13 protein-coding genes are annotated in these 17784 nt (G+C 61.3%); 8 read left to right on the top strand and 5 right to left on the bottom strand.

Annotation, left to right across the window (positions count from 1 at the left end):
* Positions 1 to 83 precede the first annotated feature (83 nt).
* From ACN0VH_RS18640 to ACN0VH_RS18625, 4 genes are all read right to left on the bottom strand, one after another.
* The gene (locus tag ACN0VH_RS18640) at positions 84 to 3320 is read right to left on the bottom strand and encodes an FG-GAP-like repeat-containing protein (protein WP_417701854.1); all 3237 of its coding nucleotides are present in this window, start codon (positions 3318 to 3320) and stop codon (positions 84 to 86) included.
* Between the two features lie 205 nt (positions 3321 to 3525).
* On the bottom strand, positions 3526 to 4749 hold the full coding sequence (locus tag ACN0VH_RS18635) for a hypothetical protein (protein ID WP_417701852.1): 1224 nt from the start codon (positions 4747 to 4749) through the stop codon (positions 3526 to 3528).
* A gap of 50 nt (positions 4750 to 4799) precedes the next feature.
* A complete protein-coding gene (locus ACN0VH_RS18630; protein WP_417701850.1) occupies positions 4800 to 5228 on the bottom strand; it encodes a hypothetical protein in 429 nt (142 codons plus the stop codon).
* 232 nt (positions 5229 to 5460) lie between these two features.
* The gene (locus ACN0VH_RS18625; protein WP_417701848.1) at positions 5461 to 6576 is read right to left on the bottom strand and encodes a polysaccharide biosynthesis/export family protein; all 1116 of its coding nucleotides are present in this window, start codon (positions 6574 to 6576) and stop codon (positions 5461 to 5463) included.
* Positions 6577 to 6680: 104 nt separating this feature from the next.
* Between ACN0VH_RS18625 and ACN0VH_RS18620 the strand changes: the two genes are divergently transcribed.
* From ACN0VH_RS18620 to ACN0VH_RS18585, 8 genes are all read left to right on the top strand, one after another.
* Positions 6681 to 7601, top strand: a complete 921-nt coding sequence (locus tag ACN0VH_RS18620) for an NAD-dependent epimerase/dehydratase family protein (protein WP_417701846.1) — start codon at positions 6681 to 6683, stop codon at positions 7599 to 7601.
* Positions 7598 to 8209, top strand: a complete 612-nt coding sequence (locus ACN0VH_RS18615) for a sugar transferase (protein ID WP_417701844.1) — start codon at positions 7598 to 7600, stop codon at positions 8207 to 8209. Before ACN0VH_RS18620 ends, ACN0VH_RS18615 begins: the two co-directional genes overlap by 4 nt.
* A 330-nt stretch (positions 8210 to 8539) precedes the next feature.
* The gene (locus ACN0VH_RS18610) at positions 8540 to 10414 is read left to right on the top strand and encodes a polysaccharide biosynthesis protein (RefSeq protein WP_417701842.1); all 1875 of its coding nucleotides are present in this window, start codon (positions 8540 to 8542) and stop codon (positions 10412 to 10414) included.
* A 110-nt stretch (positions 10415 to 10524) separates the two neighbouring features.
* Entirely contained in the window at positions 10525 to 12747 is a 2223-nt protein-coding gene (locus ACN0VH_RS18605) for a YjbH domain-containing protein (protein ID WP_417701840.1), read from the top strand.
* A complete protein-coding gene (locus ACN0VH_RS18600) occupies positions 12744 to 13478 on the top strand; it encodes a YjbF family lipoprotein (protein WP_417701838.1) in 735 nt (244 codons plus the stop codon). Before ACN0VH_RS18605 ends, ACN0VH_RS18600 begins: the two co-directional genes overlap by 4 nt.
* Before the next feature lie 146 nt (positions 13479 to 13624).
* Positions 13625 to 13912, top strand: a complete 288-nt coding sequence (locus tag ACN0VH_RS18595) for a hypothetical protein (RefSeq protein ID WP_417701836.1) — start codon at positions 13625 to 13627, stop codon at positions 13910 to 13912.
* A gap of 843 nt (positions 13913 to 14755) precedes the next feature.
* Positions 14756 to 15922 (top strand): nucleotide sugar dehydrogenase, encoded by a 1167-nt coding sequence (locus ACN0VH_RS18590; RefSeq protein ID WP_278924196.1) that lies wholly within the window; start codon positions 14756 to 14758, stop codon positions 15920 to 15922.
* A gap of 8 nt (positions 15923 to 15930) precedes the next feature.
* Positions 15931 to 16956, top strand: coding sequence for an NAD-dependent epimerase/dehydratase family protein (locus ACN0VH_RS18585; protein ID WP_417701833.1), 1026 nt, complete (start codon positions 15931 to 15933; stop codon positions 16954 to 16956).
* 14 nt (positions 16957 to 16970) lie between these two features.
* Here ACN0VH_RS18585 and ACN0VH_RS18580 read toward each other — a convergent pair whose 3' ends face one another.
* Complete coding sequence (locus tag ACN0VH_RS18580; protein WP_417701831.1) at positions 16971 to 17729, bottom strand: metallophosphoesterase; 759 nt, start codon at positions 17727 to 17729, stop codon at positions 16971 to 16973.
* Positions 17730 to 17784 lie beyond the last annotated feature (55 nt).

Raw genomic sequence — 17784 nt, 5'->3', positions numbered from 1 at the left:
TCCCGCCGACACAACCCTGGATGTTGCTGGCCCGGCCGCCCCAAACGGCAGGCAGAGGCGAGCCCAGGTGCCGCGCCTGCGCCCTAGCGCTGGCGGCTGATCTGATAGAGGTTCCCGGCGCGCAAAGGGCCTTTGATACGGGTCTCGCTGCCATCAGGCCAGCGGATGCTGGCAGCGCTGGCCTCGCCGTTTTCTCCCAGGCCAAAATGCAGCCGGGGCGCATCGTAGCTCATGAAGCCGCCGCCAAGCTGGATCTCGCGCATCTGCTGGCTGCCATCCGCCATTTCCAGGGTGACCCGGGCGCCGATTGCGGCGCGGTTGCCCCCCAGATCCTCTAGCTGCATCGCCAGCCGGGGGCCTTGGGCACTATTGCGAAACAGTGCCAGCGGCCCGTTCACCGGATGGGTCACCAGATCAAGATCGCCATCCCCGTCGATGTCAAACTGGCTGGCTGCGGCTGTCATCAGGTAATCCACCAGCCCCGATACCCGCGAGGCTTCGGCAAAGCCGCCCTCTCCGTCATTCTTGAAATAGAGATTGGAGGGAGAGACCTCATTGGGCACCCAGGTGCCATTGACGATATAGAGATCCTGCCAGCCATCCAGATCAAAATCCGCCACCTTGGTGTCCCAGCTCCAGCCGCCCACCTCCAGCCCGCGTGTGGCGGCGGTATCGGCGTAGCGCCCGGCGGTCCCGGCGCTGGCCGCCTGCCATTCCAGCAGCACATTGGCCCGCAGGATCTGCGGATGGGTCAGGGCGATTTCTGCCGCCAGGGGGGCGCGCGCCGGTTTGAAATGCAGGTCGCAATAGGCCCGCGGCACCGGCTGATGTTCTGGGATCAGGGCACAGAGCGCGGGATCGCGTTTCTGGATCGCCAGATCCTTGATCAGCATGGCCTTGCACGCCTCCTGGTTGTGCCCCTGCAATTGCTGACAGCGGCTGGCATAAGAAGGATCAAAACGGTTGCCCGATTTATACCAGGCCTTGATCGCCATATTCTGCAGGCAGGTGGCTTTGCTGGCGGGGTGCTCGATCGCATCGCAGTACTGCCCCAGCGGCTGCATGTTCAGCCGATCAGACACCCCGGAAGAGCGCCCGGCGATCTGCGCCATGTAAATCTCGGGGGTGCCATCGTTGAACAGATCCGCCACCGACACCGACATGGTGGTGGTTGGTGTATGCGGGATCAGCCCCTCGGGCTGGGTCAGCATCTGCATCCCCCCTGCGCCATCGCCGCGATAGAAATAATCGGGGATGTCAAAATCATTGCCGACAATCAGATCCTGCATCCCGTCGCCGTCAAAATCGCTGAACAGCAGCGACAGGGTTTCGCCGGGAATGCCGGGCAGATCCTGGGCGGTCTTGCCATCCAGGCGACCATCCGGGTTAAAGACCAGCCGATTGCGGGATTCCTCGCCCGGAATGCGGCGATACCAGCCCGCCGCCCAGTTGCCGAGACCGAGATCCAGATAGCCGTCGCGGTCCAGATCGGCAAAGCTCAGCGCCATGGCAAGCGGTGTCTCTTCACTGCCCTGCACCACCTGCAGCGGGCTGTCGCCAAACCGGCCCTGGTGGTTGCGCCACCAGAAGTTGCCCTTGAGATAGCTGGCAAGAAACAGATCCAGCCAGCCGTCATTGTCGATATCCACCAGGACCGCGTTGAAAATCGCCAGATCGGTCAGCGCGGCCAGCTCGGCCTGGGCCGCCGGGTCCAGGGCAAGGCGGGAAAACTGGCCGCTGCCGTCGTTTTCATAAAGATAGAGCCCGGCTTCCGTCGAGGCCACCGCCAGGTCGATATCGCCATCCCCGTCCAGATCGCCAGAAGACAGGCTGCGTCCCTCCCAGAAGGGGGGCCACATATCACGCATGGAAAATTCCAGCGGCTTGTCGATGCCAAAGCTGCGGGCCTCGGCGCGGGTGAACAGGGTGTCGGCCGCAGGCGAGGGCGGCGCCAGGGCGCTGGCGGTGAGGCTGATTGCAGCGGCATCCGGCGTGGTGACCTCTGGCAGCGCCAGCGGATCCAGCGTCGCCGCCTGGGCCGCGCCCCAGAACAGCCCGCCGCCTGCGATCTCTGCCGCAGGCTCTATGGGCTGGGCCGCACCCTGCAACAGCATCTCCAGCGCCCGCTGACTTTGCCAGTTGTGATAGCTCTGCGCGCCGGCCCCGGCCAGAATGCCCAGCAGCGCCAGCACCCCGGCCATCTGCGCCGCAACCCGCAGCCCCAGCATCTGGCGGATGATAAAGAAGGAATAGATCGAAAAACTGCCCAGGGTGATCAAGAGCGCCATGACATAGCCCTGCGCCAACCCGCTGGCGATCAGCACCCCGCAGAGCACCACGTCAAACCCGATGGGCACCGGCAGGAACAGCCCCACCGCAGCAATCAGCAGCAAGGCCCCCAGCCCGAAGGGCAGGCCGGTGATCAGGCTTGACGGCAGCAGGGTTGCGACCAGCGCCCCCAGAAATCCCGCCGCCAGCATCAAGGGCACGGTGAGGCGCACAATATACCACAGATTGCCCAGATAGGCCCAGGCAACGCCAAGTACCGCGCGCAGCAGCCCCTCGGGCTTGGCCGCTGTTGCTGCGGGGGCCAGTTCGGCGGCGCTCCAGGGGTGCTGCGCGGGCGCATCGGTCGGCACCTGTTCCGCTGCCGCCTGATCTACCGCAGCCTGGGGCAGGGCCCGGCAGATCAGCGGCACCACCACCAGGATCACCAGCAGGCTGAGCGCGACCTTCACCACCACCATATAAAAGGGCACCAGTGCCAGCAGCATGGTCAGCACCACAAAGTTGAGGGTGGGCGAGGCCACCATGGTGGCCAAAACCGTCTCGACCCGCATCCCCGAGGCATGCAGCCCCCGGCCAATCGGCGCGGCACAATTGGCGCAGACCCCCAGCGGCGCGCCGATGAACAGCCCCAACAGCGCATTGGCCAGCCCGCTTTGAAAGGCACGGCGCCGCAGATAGCCAAGCGCCGTCATGAAGCTGGCGGCAAAGAGAATGCCGAAGGTCATGCCCTTCTTGTTGGTATTGATCCAGTTCAGGGTTGTGTAGAACACCCGCTCCGCGATCCCCATGGTCTCGGTCAGCTGGTATTTTGCCTCAAAGCTCAGCGGATCTTCGAGCTGGATCGCGCCAGACATCATCAGCTTTTCATTCAGCGCCGGATAGCGTGACCCGGTCCAGAACAGCAGGGTGATCACCGCCAGAAGCAACAGCGCCAGCACCAGCCGCAGACCAGAGGGCGCCACCGCCGTTCGGCCAAGGCCCAAAGACGGAGCAGACTGAGACTGCGGCTGAGACTGGGGGCTGGCTGGCATGGGGGGATCTCATCTTTTTGTAGAAAACACAGGGCGCTGGACACAGGGCGCTGGAACGTCTGCCGGGCAGGCTGGAGCCGGGAACCTGAGGAAGCAAAGAGGGGGGGGGGACACGGTAAAAGCGCGCGGTTGCAAAGGCGCAGCCGATGCGCCCCCCCCTAGACCCAAACCCCAATCGGGCCAGAGCCTGGAGCGGCGGCCGGGATCAGCCCCCTTGCAGGTGGGTTTCCAGTTCTGAAATCCGGCTGTTCAGCTGTTCGATGTAGATATGTGCGGTTTCCAGCTCGTTCAGCATCCGCAGCATCTTGTGCGAAACATTGACCGGGATGCCCGGGCCGGTTGGCCCCACCGCTGGCAGGTGCTTGTCTGCCCACATCTGCGCCGCGTGATCTTCGATCGAAGGCACCTGATAGATCTCGGGGTCAAAGACCGCGTCACAGGGATCGGCCAAAGTACAGGCGCCACCGCCACCGGTGGTGATCAGACTTCCGGGAATAGTCACATTGCCGGCTTCGTCCAGTTCCAGCTCGGCATCGCCGGTGCCATTGAAGGAGAGACGGAAGGTCCCCCCCAGCAGGCGCATTTTGAAATCGGGACCGGGATCGCTGGTATCGGAGAGGGTAACGGTCGCCTCGCCGGCATTGCTGACCATCAGATCGCCGCCGCCAGAGGCCAGGATATTGCCGCGCACTTCCAGCATTTCGGTCGGTGCAGTGCCGGTGTCACTGTCTTCGATCAGCATATTGCTGTTGCCGACCACATGCAGCGCCGCATCCGGAGAGGCCGTGCCAAAGCCAATATCACCGTCCGTATCAATATAAAGCGCATTGGTCGGCGCCGAGGGGCGGATCTTGAAGGGCAGGCGGCTGCCATTGGTGGCGTCGCGGATAAAGAAGTTGGTCTCGTTGCTGGCCAGATCCCAGGTCTGCGGGGTGAAACCGGAGGAGCCGTCCTGTTCAAGCCGCAGCGTCGGCGTATCGCCATCCACGACATGCGCTTCGACAACCGGGGTGCTGGTGCCCAGACCGATACGGCCGCCGTCATCCAAATACAGACTATGCGATGGCGCCAAGGCTTCGATGGTAAAGGGGGTTCTGCCGCCATCAATATCATCGATGGAGAACTTGTTGAGACCGCCATTTGACGTGTCATTGACGGTAATCTGCCAGTCATTGGTAGGGAAACTGCCGCTGTTCGAGGTATCCTGGAACCTGATGCGCAGGTTGTTTTCCTTCAGGCGAAGGGTATCAAAGCCAAAGTTTTCGCCATTGACGCAATCCATCCCCAAACAGAGGCTGCTGCCGACAATCAGATCGTCAGAGATCACCTGATCCGCCTGCGCCCCCCCTGATGACAGGCCCAGAGCCCCCGCCATCAGGCCTAGGGAACTAACGCCTGTGATCAGGCTGCGCTGGAATGAAACTGTCATACTATATCCTCTTTGGTGCGGCGCATATGTGACTGCGTAGCGTCATCTGTTCAGTCTTCCTGGATCTCTTCCGGGGTAACAATCACCCCGCGCGATACCATAAAAGACCCGTTCATGTAAAAAGGCTTGGCCTTCGAGCTGGCAATCTCTCCCCGGCCATTATCGGTGGGATTGACGATTTCAATCGTCTCATCGGTGGCCGCCTTCAGCTCATAGTGATAGATCCCATCCAGCACCTGGGCGCGGTCCAGTTCATAGACTGGGGTGCCGGAGGCGGCAAAAACCTTTGTGACCGCACCATTGGGGGCGGCGACCACCAGCATGGCATTGCTGAGGCCCGACCAGTTTTCAAACCAGACCGCGCTGGAATTATGCTGCTGCACCGGATCGACGGTCAGGGCCGAAGCGGCCGTCAGCCCCCCCAGGGTCAGGCCACCCAGCGCCAGGCCAAAGGCCAATGATCTGATAGAAACGCGCATTTTCAAATCCATTTTTCCCAATAGCACCAGCCCAGGGCCTCAGCCCGGTCTGACCGCGAGCCCGGTCGCCAGGCCTGGCCTTGCCACATGATCTACTAAACCTGCACAGGATTAGCGAAAAAGGCAAAAACTTTAAGTATTTTTCACACTAGGGCAATTTTGCAGCACCCGCCCCCGCAACACCCCAGGGGTGCCCCGGCTCTGCGGCGGGCGGGCAGTCCCCGGTCAGCCCCTAGAGAACCCCCGCCCGGCTGAAGACGCCAAAGAAGTTGCCGATGATATTGGAAATGGTCAGCGCGTCATTGATCGGCGATTCTGTTGCCATCACCAGGTCTCCGGGGTTGATCTGGAACTTGCGGGCCGAAAACAGCCCATCCGCCGAGGTCAGATCCAGGGTAAAGACCACCCGGGGCTGGCGCGGCCCCCGCACACCGGGGGCCACTGCATCCGGCCCATATTCACGCAGCACCAAGAGCCCCTGCGGATCAGCCCGGCCATCCTGAAAACCACCGGCAACCGAAATCGCATCCATCGCCGACATCTCGTCCTTGGTGAAAATATGCAGATCCTCTGTGCCGGTGGCGCCAAAGGACAGGAAATAGCGGGCATCTTCTTCGACAAAGACCCGGTCGCCCCCGCGCAGCAGCGTATCAAGCCGCGGCGTGTTCAGCAGGGTATCCACCGAGGTGCCATAGATGCTCTGGCCGCGCACCAGACGGATCTGCGGGTTGTTCAAATTAGCGCTGATGCCGCCCCCGGTCGAGATCAGCCCCATGACGGAAAAATTCCGGTCGGGCATCGGATAGGTGCCCGGACGGGCCACACCCGAGACCAGATCAACCGAATTGTTGCGCCCCTCGGCCATGTCCAGCTGCAGCTGCGCCGAGGGCACGATGGCCTCCAACTCGCCCTGCAGGGTCTCGCGGGCCAGATCCGGGGTCAGCCCCAGCACATTCACATTGCCCACATAGGGCATGAAGATGCTGCCATTGGCCGCCACCCGCACATCCTGCAGCTGCACCATCTTCTGTTCCGTAGAGGTCAGCAGGGAATTGTCGCTGCTATCCCAGATCCGCAGGGTCAGCTTGTCGCCGGGCTGGATGATCTGGGTCTTGGCCCCGGTGCTGGCCCCAATCCAGTTGAGCTGCTCTTGCTTGCCCGTTGCCGGCCACTGCGCCACCGAGGGCAGAAAGGCACGCGTGACCGAGTACAGCGCGAAATCGGCCTCTGCCGCCCCCGATTGCTGGATGATCTCTTCGCTGGCGGGGGCCCCACCGGGCAGACGCCCGCAGGCCGCTGGCAACAAAATAACGCTGACAGCAGCAAGCAGGGGGAACAGAAGGCGCATGGAGACTCTTTTCGGGAATGGTCTTGATTTTTGCTCTGTGCAAGATACTGGGCTTGGGCGGCGCGTCAACACGGCTGCGCGCCCAGAATAAACAGAGGCGACAAATGGGTTTTCCGGTCACAGTCATTCTTGGCGCATCAGGGCGTATCGGGGCGCTTTTGCGCCAGTTCTGGTGCCCAAAGCAGTCGCCCGGGACCAGCCCCCAGCTGCACTGGCAAAGCCGCCAGCCGCTGCGCAAGACGCCCCTGGCCAATCCGGTTCTTGACCCGCTGGCAGAGCCCGCGCGCCTGGCGGCGCTGGTGGCCAGGGCGGATGTGGTGCTCTGCCTGGCGGGCAGCATTCCGGGGCGGGGCGGCGATCTGGCCGATAACAGCCGCCTGGCCGAGGCCGCAATCAAGGCGGCAGCCCAGGCCCGCAGGCCAGGATCCGGTCAGCCGCCGCGGGTTCTCCTGGCCTCCTCGGCGGCGGTCTATGGCAATCAGCCAGGCCTGCTGGCGGAAGATCAGCCGCTGCGTCCGGTGCAGCCCTATGGCACCGCCAAGGCCGAGATGGAGCAACGCGCTGCCAGATTGGGCCAACAGCTGGGGGTGCCGGTCACGGCGCTGCGCATTGGCAATATCGCCGGGCTGGACGCCATTCTGGGGGGCTGGACGCCGGGGTTTTGCCTGGATCAGTTCGAAGATGGTTCCAGCCCCCGGCGCAGCTATGTCGGGCCACAGGCGCTGGCCCGGATCCTGGCGGCGCTGCTGCCCCGGACCGACCTGCCGCCCTGTCTGAATCTGGCCCAGCCCGGATTGATCGAGATGGGCGCGCTGCTGCGCGCCGCCGATCTGCCGTTTCAGCTGCGCCCCGCCGCCGCCGACGCCATTGCCGAGGTCGGTCTGGATGTCGGCCGCCTGGCCCGGCTCCTGGCTGATATCCCGGCGCTGCAATCGCTGCTGCAGACCCCGGCGCAGGCGGACCAGCTGGTCGCAGACTGGGCCACCATCGCCCCGCATTCCGCAGAGGAGACCCCCGGCTCATGACCTGGCGCAAACGTCTTTTTGATCTGTTCTTTGTCACCCTGCTGATTGTCATTCTGGGGCCGGTCCTGCTGGCCCTGCTGCTCTGGCTGCTGTGGAAAGAGGGGCGCCCGGTGTTCTATCTGGCCGAGCGCATGACCACACCCACCCGCGGCTTTCGCCTGTGGAAGCTGCGCACCATGACCCTGGCCGAGACAGACACCGGGGTTTCGGGCGGCGACAAGGCGGCGCGCATCACCAGGACCGGGGCCTGGCTGCGCGCCAGGCGACTGGATGAATTCCCCCAGCTGTGGAATATCCTTAAGGGAGATCTGTCCTTTGTCGGGCCACGCCCGCCGCTGCGCCAATATGTCGAAGCCAATCCCGAGATCTACGCAAAGGTGCTGCAATCGCGCCCCGGCGTCACCGGACTGGCCTCCATCTGCTATCACAAACACGAAGCCGCCCTGCTGGCGCGCTGCCAGACACCAGAGGAAACCGATGCGGTCTATTCCCGCATCTGCGTGCCGGCCAAGGCGCGACTGGATCTGATTTATCAGCGCAACCAAAGTATGTGCTATGATTTTGATCTCGTATTTCAAACCATTGGCAATATTTTCCGGCGCGGCTGATACCAAATCCCCCATCCCCCGGATCCCAAAGGCAAAAACCGCAACACCCATCAGGGTTGTGAACCCGGACCATGACCGGTGCTGCCGCCAATTGGAAAAAATGCGCGTATTTATAAGAAAAAATCACCCCCTGATATGGTTGGATCCCCTGCTTTTCTTTGCTAGCCATGCGCTTTCATGCTAGAGGCAATTAAATGCGAAGACAGGCTTGGGGATACATCTTAAAGGTGTGTATCCAGGCGGGGCAGGGCGTAAAAAAACGCTCTTTCAGTTCTTCATCAACAGGCACCTCCCCCAAAAACGGGGGGCAAAGAAACTGGACGGACAGGGATGCTCGACCTGATCAGTGCGCTATCGCGCAAGCAGAAATCCTATGTCTTTTTGGCAGTTGACCTGACCCTGGTGCCGCTGGCGCTGCTGTTTACCCTCATCATGCAGCCATTGCCGCAATCGGCACTCCTGACGCTGTCGGGGCTGCTGCCAGTATTGCCCTATGTGCTGACGATCATGGCCTTGGCCGAGCTCAGATTGGGGCTGCCGATGGTGCAGCTGAATGCCTATGAACGTCACGCGGTGGGGCTGACCGCCCTGGTGGCCCTGTTGACGGCCACCACCCTGGCGCTGCTGACAGAGCTGTTTGGGCCGGGGCTGTCGCCGGGCACCTATGTTGTCTTTGCCACCAGCCTGCTGCTGTTCATGATGGCCATTCGCGCCCTGCTGCATCAGGTGGTCCTGATGGTTTATCGCCGTGCTTCGCCGCGTTGTCGGGTGCTGATCTATGGCGCCGGCACCACCGGCACCCAGCTGGCCCAGGCGCTGAAATCCCATGATGGCATTGATCCGGTGGCCTTTGTCGATGACAACAGCTCGCTGCAGGGGATGACCCTGGTCGGGCTGCAGGTCTTTGCTCCGGGCCGCATTCAGGAACTGGTGAAGACCCGCCAGATCAACCGGGTGCTGCTGGCCATGCCGTCGCAGAGCCAGCCGAAACAGGCCCAGGTGATTGTGCGGCTGCAACGCATGGGGCTGGAGGTGCAGGCCCTGCCCTCCTTTGCCCAGCTGATTGGCGAAGAGGCCCTTGTCGACAAGCTGACCCTGGTGCCACCGCAGAGATTTCTTGGCCGCGAGGCCCGCGATCTGCCGCTCAATGCGGCCAGCAGCTCTTATGCGGATCGGGTGGTGCTGATTTCCGGCGCCGGTGGCTCCATCGGGTCAGAACTCTGCCGCCAGGTGCTGCGGTGTCGCCCCACCCGCCTGGTGCTGTTCGAGCTGAACGAACTGGCGCTTTACACCATCCACCAAGAACTGGAGAGCCTGGCCCGCGAGGCCGGTGTCGAGATCCTGCCGGTGCTGGGATCGGTCACCGACAACCGCCAGATGCGCCGGGTGCTTGAGGCCCATAACGTCCAGGTGGTGCTGCATGCCGCCGCTTATAAACATGTTCCCCTGGTTGAAGCCAACCCCTTGGCAGGGCTGGCAAACAACGTCTTTGGCACCCAGAATCTGGCGCAGGCCGCGCTGCAGGCCGGGGTCGAACGCTTCATCCTGATTTCCTCTGACAAGGCGGTGCGCCCGACCAATGTGATGGGGGCCTCCAAACGCATGGCCGAACTCTTGCTGCAGGATATGGCCAGCCGCAGCCCCCGGACCGTCTTTACCATGGTGCGTTTTGGCAATGTGCTGGGCTCTTCCGGTTCAGTGGTGCCACTGTTTCAGGATCAGATCAGCCGGGGCGGCCCGGTCACCGTGACCGATCCCCGGGTAAAGCGCTATTTCATGACCATCTCCGAGGCGGTGCAACTGGTGCTGCAGGCCGGGGCCGAAGCCCAGGGTGGTGAAGTCTTTGTGCTGGATATGGGCGAGCCGGTGTCGATTCTGCAGATGGCGCGCCAGGTGATCGAAAGTGCCGGCTACAGCCTGCGCGACGCAGAGAACCCGGATGGTGAAATTGCCATTGAAATCATCGGGCTGCGCCCGGGTGAAAAGATGGAAGAAGAGCTGACCCTGACCAATGAGCTGATCACGACCCGGCACCCCAAGATCTTTTGCACCCGCGAAACCGTGCTGTCGGAAATCGAAGTGGCCACTTTCATGCGCGGGCTGCGGACAGCCGTTGCATCGGGCGACAACCATGCCGCAAACCTGGTGTTGCAGCGCTGGGTTGAAGGCTATGGCAGCCAGGACACAAACCGAAAATCTTCCTAAGCCGGGGTGGGCCTTTGGCGGCGCCAGCGTTGATCCCTTTGCGGGTTCCGTGGTCTAACCCCCGAAAGACCCGCAGAAAACACGTCAGCGAATAAGGCAGCCCCCATCCCGTGATACGCCGCTCTTTCTTTACGTTCAGGACCACCCTGGGCAGCGCTGCTGTTCTGGTCTGTGGTGCCTCGGCGACCCTGGCCTGGGGCCCGGATATCACCCGAACGCCGCATGACCCGGCGCCGGGCAGCGCCGAGGCGGCGCCCCGGTTCAAACCGCTGCCGCCGCCCTCGCTGAACTTTTATGGCTCTCCCGGTTTGCTGGACACGCCCTCGGCTGAAATGCTGCCGGATGCGACATATGCTGTCAGCTATTCCTTGTTTGGCGGCCAAAGCCGCTACAATATCACCTTTCAGGCGCTGCCCTGGCTCTCGACCAGCTTTCGCTACAATGGCATCCGCAACCTGAACCTGTTTGGCTTTTCCACCTATTACGACCGCGGCTTTGATGTGCGGGCGCGGCTTTGGAAAGAAGGGAAATACCTGCCAGAGGTGACCATGGGCCTGCAGGATTTTGCCGGTACAGGTGTCTATGCCGCGGAATATTTTGTTGCCACCAAACGCTTTCAGACCCCGGCGCTGTCGCGGCGCAGCGGCCCCGGCCTGCTGAAGATCAGCGCAGGCCTTGGCTGGGGGCGGCTTGGCTCTTACGGTGCCATTGGCAATATTGGCGGCCAGCGCCCCAGCTTTGTCGGCGGCGGCACCGGCGGCCAGCTGTCTTATGACCAGTGGTTTCGCGGTGATTTCGCCCCCTTTGGCGGCATTGAATGGCAGCCCAATGATCGCTGGAGCCTGAAGGCGGAATATTCCAGCGATGCCTATATCACCGAGACCCAGGTCTCGGATGTGTTTGAACGCAAATCCTCGCTGAACTTTGGCGCCGAATACCAGTACAGCAACCGCACCCGTCTGGGTGCCTATTATCTCTATGGCTCTGAAGTCGGCTTTACCGCCCAGTTCCAGCTGAACCCACGCCAGCCGATGACGCCGATGGTGGTGCCCGCCGCCGCGCCAATCCTGCCGCGCAGTGAATGGGCCGTCGGGGAAAACGACTGGAATCAGGACTGGCCGCAAAGCAGCCACCAGACCACGGTGTTTCGCGATCAGGCCGCCGAAGCCTTGAAAAAGGACGGGCTGATCCTGGAGGCCATCCACTTTACCGGCACCGAAGTTGAACTGCGCTATCGCAACCCGCGCTATCAGTCGGAAATGCAGGCGGTGGGGCGCGTCGCCCGCACCATGGCCGCCACCCTGCCGGCCTCGGTTGAGACCTTTCGCATCACCCCGGTGCGCAATGGCGTCGGACTGTCGACCGTCACCCTGCGCCGGTCCGATCTGGAGGCCCTGGAATTCAACCCGCAGGCCAGCGAAACCATCCTGGCGGTCAGCGCCATCAGCGACGCCCGCCCCCTGGCCGAAGACGCGATCTTTTCCAACGAGCTCTATCCTGCGTTCTCCCGCAGCATTTCGCCCTATACCAAGCCCTCTTACTTTGATCCGAGCCGCCCCTTCCGCCTGGATCTCGGCGTTGATCTGACGGCCAGCTATGCCCCGGCGCCGGGTTGGTTCATTGCCGGGGCGCTGCGTCAGCGCCTGGCGGGCAATGTAAAACGCTCGCGCAAATCCAACTCCGTCTTGCCCCATGTGCGCACCGATGTGGCGGAATATGCACAATATGGCACCACGCTGGAAAACCTCTATGTGATGCGGCACTGGAAGCCCGGTCGCAACCTCTATGCCCGCGCCAGCGCCGGCCTGTTTGAAACCATGTATGGCGGGATCTCGGGCGAAGTCCTGTGGAAGCCGGTGAACAGCAAGCTGGCCCTGGGGATCGAGGCAAACTATGTGGTCCAGCGCGACTATGACCAGCGGCTGGGCTTTCGCGACTACAAGACCTTTACCGGCCATGGCTCTCTTTATTACGAGCTGGGCCATGACTACCATCTGCAACTGGATGCCGGGCGCTACCTGGCGGGCGATTATGGCGGCACCCTCAGCCTGGACCGGGAATTCAACAATGGCTGGGTTGTCGGGGCCTTCTTTACCCTGACCAATGTCTCGGCCGAAGATTTCGGCGAAGGCTCTTTTGACAAGGGCTTTCGCTTTCGCATTCCGCTGGCCTGGATGCTGGGCAAGCCCAACCGCCGCGGCTATGGCCTGACCATTCGCCCCACCCAGCGCGATGGCGGTCAGCGGGTCTCGGTGCCCGGTCGCCTTTACGGATCCATCCGCACGGCCCACCGCAACAGGCTGCAAGAGCAACGCGCGAGGTTCTGGGAATGACATATCAGCCTCACCGCGCTGCGGGGCCAAGGCTCCGGCCCCTGTGCAGATCCCTTGCCGGGCTGGTGCTGCTGCTTGGCACGGCGGCCTGCAACCAAGGCCCGGAAGAGGCCAGCAGTTCTATTGTGCTGGGCCAGGCCATCCGCGAGGTGATTTCCGATTACCGTGCGCCAGATCCGGCACCGGTCACGGTCACCCGCGCCTTGCTCGATCAGCTGGGGAACCCGCATCTTGAAGTCTATATCGAAAACCGTGACCTGACTGGCTATGCCGGGCTGCTGCGGGTGCGGCATGACGATCTGCCCGGTGAAATCACCACCTGGAGCACCAATGATGACATTGCCTTATTTTTCCGCAATGGCCTGCTGATTGGCACCCGTGGCCTGCCCGGAAACCTGATCTCTGCCGATGTCCCGGTGCAGGACAACATTGTCGGCCCGGCCCAGGGCGGGCTGCGCCGCTATTACCTGCGCGGCGGCAACAGCGAAGAACGGCGCATCACCATGGCCTGCGAACTGCAGGACCTGGGCCGCGAAACGCTTGAAATATATGAGCGCCACTTTACCACCCAGCACCTGCAAGAACGCTGCGAAGGGCGCGACCCAGATGGGCGCAAAACAGAAATCATCAATGAATACTGGGTTGATTCCCGCAGTCGGGAAATTTGGAAATCACGCCAATGGGCCGGGCCGGAAACCGGGTATCTGCGCATCCGCAACCTTGCAAGCTGAGCGTTTTTGCCACAGGTGCGAAATTTCCGAGCAATTTTCCTCTTAAACACCATTTCGCAAGCTATTCCCCCCTATCCCTTACGTTGAAATTAAACGTCAGCTCGCTTAGGGTTGTCTCAAACAACTTTCCAAAGGAGATTTGGATTATGAACAAGATGATTGCAGCTCTGCTTCTGACAGCAGCCACCGCAACCGCCAGCTACGCTCAGGACATTGATCCTGATACTGTAGCCCCCACCGTAACCAACCAGGCCACTGGTGCTGGTGCTGCAGGTGCAGGCGCAGGTGGTGGCGCCGGTGCAGGTGCCGGCCTTGGCCTTGGCGGCCTGGGTGCCGGCGGTATCGCAGCCGGCGTCATTGCTGCTGCCGTTGTGGTTGGTGTGGTCACCAATGACGATGAAAGCACAGGCACAACAACCACAACAACCAACTGATCCCAACTGGGTGATGACCTTGCCCCCCCCAGAGACTGGCTGAAACTGGCGCAGTTCAGGGGAGGTTTCGGGGGATAGGTCACGCACGGTGATCTACAGAACATGCAAAAGGCGGGTCTGCAAAGGCCCGCCTTTTTGTCACCACCGCTTTGGTCCCGTGTACTCTGTCGCGGCACTCTGGCCAAACTTGCAATCTTGCAATCCATTCCCCCTCCAGAACCTGTCGCGTTCATTTGGTTTTGCAAGAGATCCGGGATCAGGTCTTGCTGGCCTGCGGCATCCAGATCATGCTGAAATAGCCGCAACTCGACAGCCTCATTTCAATCCAGGGTTGCAAGGCGCACAGGTGTTGGCTGTATAATCCCCAAGGGATTCAACGAGCAGATCGGCCAGATATCAGGCCGGTTTCACCCAGCCAGTGTCGCCACAATAGATTTGGCGTCGAGCCCTGCCTTGGGGCTAAATATTAACGCCAAGATGACGCGCTGCCTTGTCTCAAATTCAAAGCTTCGCTACCAATATCCCATTGTAATTATTGCTTGATAGAGTAGGTCTTGTGACCCCAATCATCCCCATTCTTCTGTGCGATGGCCCGGGCACCCCTTTGCGGCCGCTCTCGCGCAAAAGCGACCCCAAGAAATATCGCCCCCTGATCGGGGAAAGAAACCTGTTTCAGGCCTCGGCAAAACCGGGGGCGGGGCAAGGCAATGGCGTTGATTTTTCCGCGCCGGTGGTGCTGATCAGGATCCGGACCGGCAGCTCCTGGAAAGGCTGCGCCCAGAACAGACGAGCCTCTGCCGCCCTTGGGACAGATACGACACAACGCAAAACAGGATGCCAACTATGAAAATTGCTGTTGCCGGAATTGGCTATGTAGGACTTTCCAACGCAGTGCTGCTGGCCCAGAACCACGAGGTCGTCACCGTTGATATCGCCGAGGGTCGTGTCGCGATGGTCAATGCCAACCAGAGCCCCATCGCCGACCCCGAACTGGAAGATTTCCTTGCGACACGAGATCTCAAGCTCAGCGCCACAACCAACGGGGCCGCCGCCTACCAGGATGCGGATTACGTGATCGTCGCAACACCAACCAATTATGACGCCCAGACCAATTCCTTTGATACCTCCACCGTCGAGGCCGTCGTGACAGAGGTCATGCAGGTCAATCCAAAGGCCACCATCATCATCAAATCGACCATTCCGGTGGGCTATGTGCGCGGTCTTCGCGCCCGGCTTGCGACGGATCAAGTGATTTTTTCACCGGAATTCCTGCGCGAAGGCCGCGCCCTTTACGACAACCTGCATCCCAGCCGCATCATCGTCGGAGAGCGATCCGAGCGCGCCCGGACCTTTGCCAATCTCCTGCTTGAAGGTGCCCAGAAGAAAGATGTCGAAATCCTCTTCACCGACCTGGATGAGGCCGAGGCGATCAAGCTGTTTGCCAATACCTACCTCGCCATGCGGGTTGCCTTTTTCAACGAGCTGGACAGCTATGCCATGGCCGGTGGCATGGATAGCCGCCAGATCATCGAGGGCATCAGCCTCGACCCGAGGATCGGCGGCCATTACAATAATCCGTCGTTTGGCTATGGTGGCTATTGCCTGCCCAAGGACACCAAGCAGCTGCTGGCCAACTACAATCACGTGCCGCAGAACCTGATCCGCGCCATTGTTGACGCCAACCGCACCCGCAAAGATTTCCTTGCCGATCAGATCCTGATGCGTGGGCCAAAAACCGTCGGCATCCACCGGCTGGTGATGAAGGCCGGATCGGACAATTTCCGCCAATCGTCGATCCAGGGCATCATGAAGCGGCTGAAAGCCAAGGGCATCGAGGTCATTATCTATGAACCGGTCATGGAGGAAGACCACTTCTTCCACAGTCGCGTGATCCGCGATCTTGAGGCCTTCAAGGCGGCGGCGGATCTTATTGTCGCCAACCGGCTGACGGATGAAATTCGCGATGTCTCGGACAGGGTCTTTACCCGCGATTTGTTCGGCGAGGATTAAACGATACAATGCAGACCGTTCTTGTCACCGGATCGGCCGGGTTTATCGGCTTTCACCTGTGTAGGCTGCTTTTGCAGCAGGGCTATCAGGTGGTGGGGGTTGATGCGCTCACCGACTACTACAGTGTCGCGCTCAAGCAAGACCGCCATGCCATCCTGGCCAAGGAAGGGCAGGAGGGCTTTCTTCCCGTCATTGGCAAAGTCGAAGATCCGCAGCTCTTGAACGGGCTCTTTGCCCGTCACAAGCCGGACTATGTGATCCATCTCGCGGCGCAGGCAGGGGTTCGCTATTCGATTGAAAACCCTCGTTCCTATCTGGAAGGCAATATTATCGGGACTTTTGAGCTCCTGGAAGCGGCCCGGGCCTATCCGCCGCGCCACCTTCTGTTGGCATCGACCTCCTCGGCCTATGGCGCCAATACCGCGATGCCCTATCAAGAGACCGAGCGCGCCGATCACCAGATGTCTTTCTATGCTGCCACCAAGAAATCGACCGAGAGCATGGCCCATTCCTATGCTCACCTCTATGGCCTGCCAACAACCATGTTTCGCTTCTTTACGGTCTACGGACCATGGGGCCGCCCGGATATGGCCCTGTTCAAATTCACCAAGGCCATTTTGGAAGGCAAGCCGATCGACGTCTATAATCATGGCGACATGAAGCGGGATTTCACCTATGTCACCGATCTGGTCGAGGCAATCCAGCTGCTGCTCGATGTGGTGCCGCAACGGCCTGAAAACGGTGTGGTTGAAGATGGCGACAGCCTGTCGCCTGTCGCGCCCTGGCGCGTGGTCAATATCGGCAATTCGGACAGTGTGCCGCTCACCAGCTTTATCACAGCAATCGAGGTCGCAACGGGGATCAAGGCACAGCAGAACCTGATGCCGATCCAGGCCGGCGATGTGCCCGCAACCTGGGCAGATGCCGCGCTGTTGCGGCGGCTGACAGGCTATGCGCCAAAAACCGACGTGACAGAGGGGGTCGCGCAGTTTGTCGACTGGTACCGCAGCTACTATGGGGATCAGGCTCCCTAGCTCAGGATCTGGCCTTATCGCAGCACAGACATGAAGGCTGGTTCCGCCCCTGGTGCCAGGTAGACCGCAGACAATCTGCCCGTTGCATAGGCCCCGGTGTCAATTGCAATCCTGCGCTGCGCCACCTTGGCGCGATCCTGTATCACATGGCCATAGGCCACCCAGATGCCATCCCGGCGCGGGATCTTGTCAAAATCGGGATGCCCCCAGGCCAGAACAGCCGGATCTTGATCCTCCGGTGCCACCGCAGGGTTCGCCCCGGCATGGGACACCAAGACATTGCCCGACAGGTAGCTGGGCAAAAGCTGCGTCACAAAATCCAGCAGCTCTGTCCCCAGTGCGGCCAAAAGCGCATCACGGCAGTCTGTCAGGCCTTCGCGGGTCGCACTTGCGGGCGCACTGGCGGGACCACTGGCGGGACCACTGGCAATGCCAAAAGAGGCCAGCGTCTGCACCCCGCCATGCTGCAGCCAGCGGGGACCATGGCGGCTGGGGTCAGCCAGAAACCGCAGCATCATGTCTTCATGGTTGCCCCGCAGGCAGATCAGATCCGGCCGATCAGACAGAAACCGCAAGACCCCGGCGCTGTCTTCTCCGCGGTCAATATAATCCCCCACCAAAACCACCTCTGCGTCAGAGGGCAGCTTGGCCAACAGATCCTGCAACAGGCCCAGGGATCCATGCACATCGCCAATCACGGCCAGGGGGCGGTCCGGGCAGGGCAGAGTCTGGCGCCGCGCACCGCCCAGTCTGTACAATAGATTGGATAGCATGGATCAGGCTCACCTCTCCCGCAGCGCCCTTGCGAGGCAACAAAAGGAAAAGACC

The organism is Pseudophaeobacter sp. (genome assembly GCF_048267565.1).
Classification (GTDB): domain Bacteria; phylum Pseudomonadota; class Alphaproteobacteria; order Rhodobacterales; family Rhodobacteraceae; genus Pseudophaeobacter; species Pseudophaeobacter profundi.
Note: the sequence above shows the minus strand (reverse complement) of the source record. Positions and strands in the feature narration are given on the sequence as shown.

Excerpts from the sequence above, each read along its gene's own strand:
- ACN0VH_RS18640 (WP_417701854.1), bottom strand. The coding sequence starts at position 3,320 with ATGCCAGCCAGCCCCCAGTCTCAGCCGCAGTCTCAGTCTGCTCCGTCT.
- ACN0VH_RS18635 (WP_417701852.1), bottom strand. The coding sequence starts at position 4,749 with ATGACAGTTTCATTCCAGCGCAGCCTGATCACAGGCGTTAGTTCCCTA.
- ACN0VH_RS18630 (WP_417701850.1), bottom strand. The coding sequence starts at position 5,228 with ATGCGCGTTTCTATCAGATCATTGGCCTTTGGCCTGGCGCTGGGTGGC.
- ACN0VH_RS18625 (WP_417701848.1), bottom strand. The coding sequence starts at position 6,576 with ATGCGCCTTCTGTTCCCCCTGCTTGCTGCTGTCAGCGTTATTTTGTTG.
- ACN0VH_RS18620 (WP_417701846.1), top strand. The coding sequence starts at position 6,681 with ATGGGTTTTCCGGTCACAGTCATTCTTGGCGCATCAGGGCGTATCGGG.
- ACN0VH_RS18615 (WP_417701844.1), top strand. The coding sequence starts at position 7,598 with ATGACCTGGCGCAAACGTCTTTTTGATCTGTTCTTTGTCACCCTGCTG.
- ACN0VH_RS18610 (WP_417701842.1), top strand. The coding sequence starts at position 8,540 with ATGCTCGACCTGATCAGTGCGCTATCGCGCAAGCAGAAATCCTATGTC.
- ACN0VH_RS18600 (WP_417701838.1), top strand. The coding sequence starts at position 12,744 with ATGACATATCAGCCTCACCGCGCTGCGGGGCCAAGGCTCCGGCCCCTG.
- ACN0VH_RS18595 (WP_417701836.1), top strand. The coding sequence starts at position 13,625 with ATGAACAAGATGATTGCAGCTCTGCTTCTGACAGCAGCCACCGCAACC.
- ACN0VH_RS18590 (WP_278924196.1), top strand. The coding sequence starts at position 14,756 with ATGAAAATTGCTGTTGCCGGAATTGGCTATGTAGGACTTTCCAACGCA.
- ACN0VH_RS18585 (WP_417701833.1), top strand. The coding sequence starts at position 15,931 with ATGCAGACCGTTCTTGTCACCGGATCGGCCGGGTTTATCGGCTTTCAC.
- ACN0VH_RS18580 (WP_417701831.1), bottom strand. The coding sequence starts at position 17,729 with ATGCTATCCAATCTATTGTACAGACTGGGCGGTGCGCGGCGCCAGACT.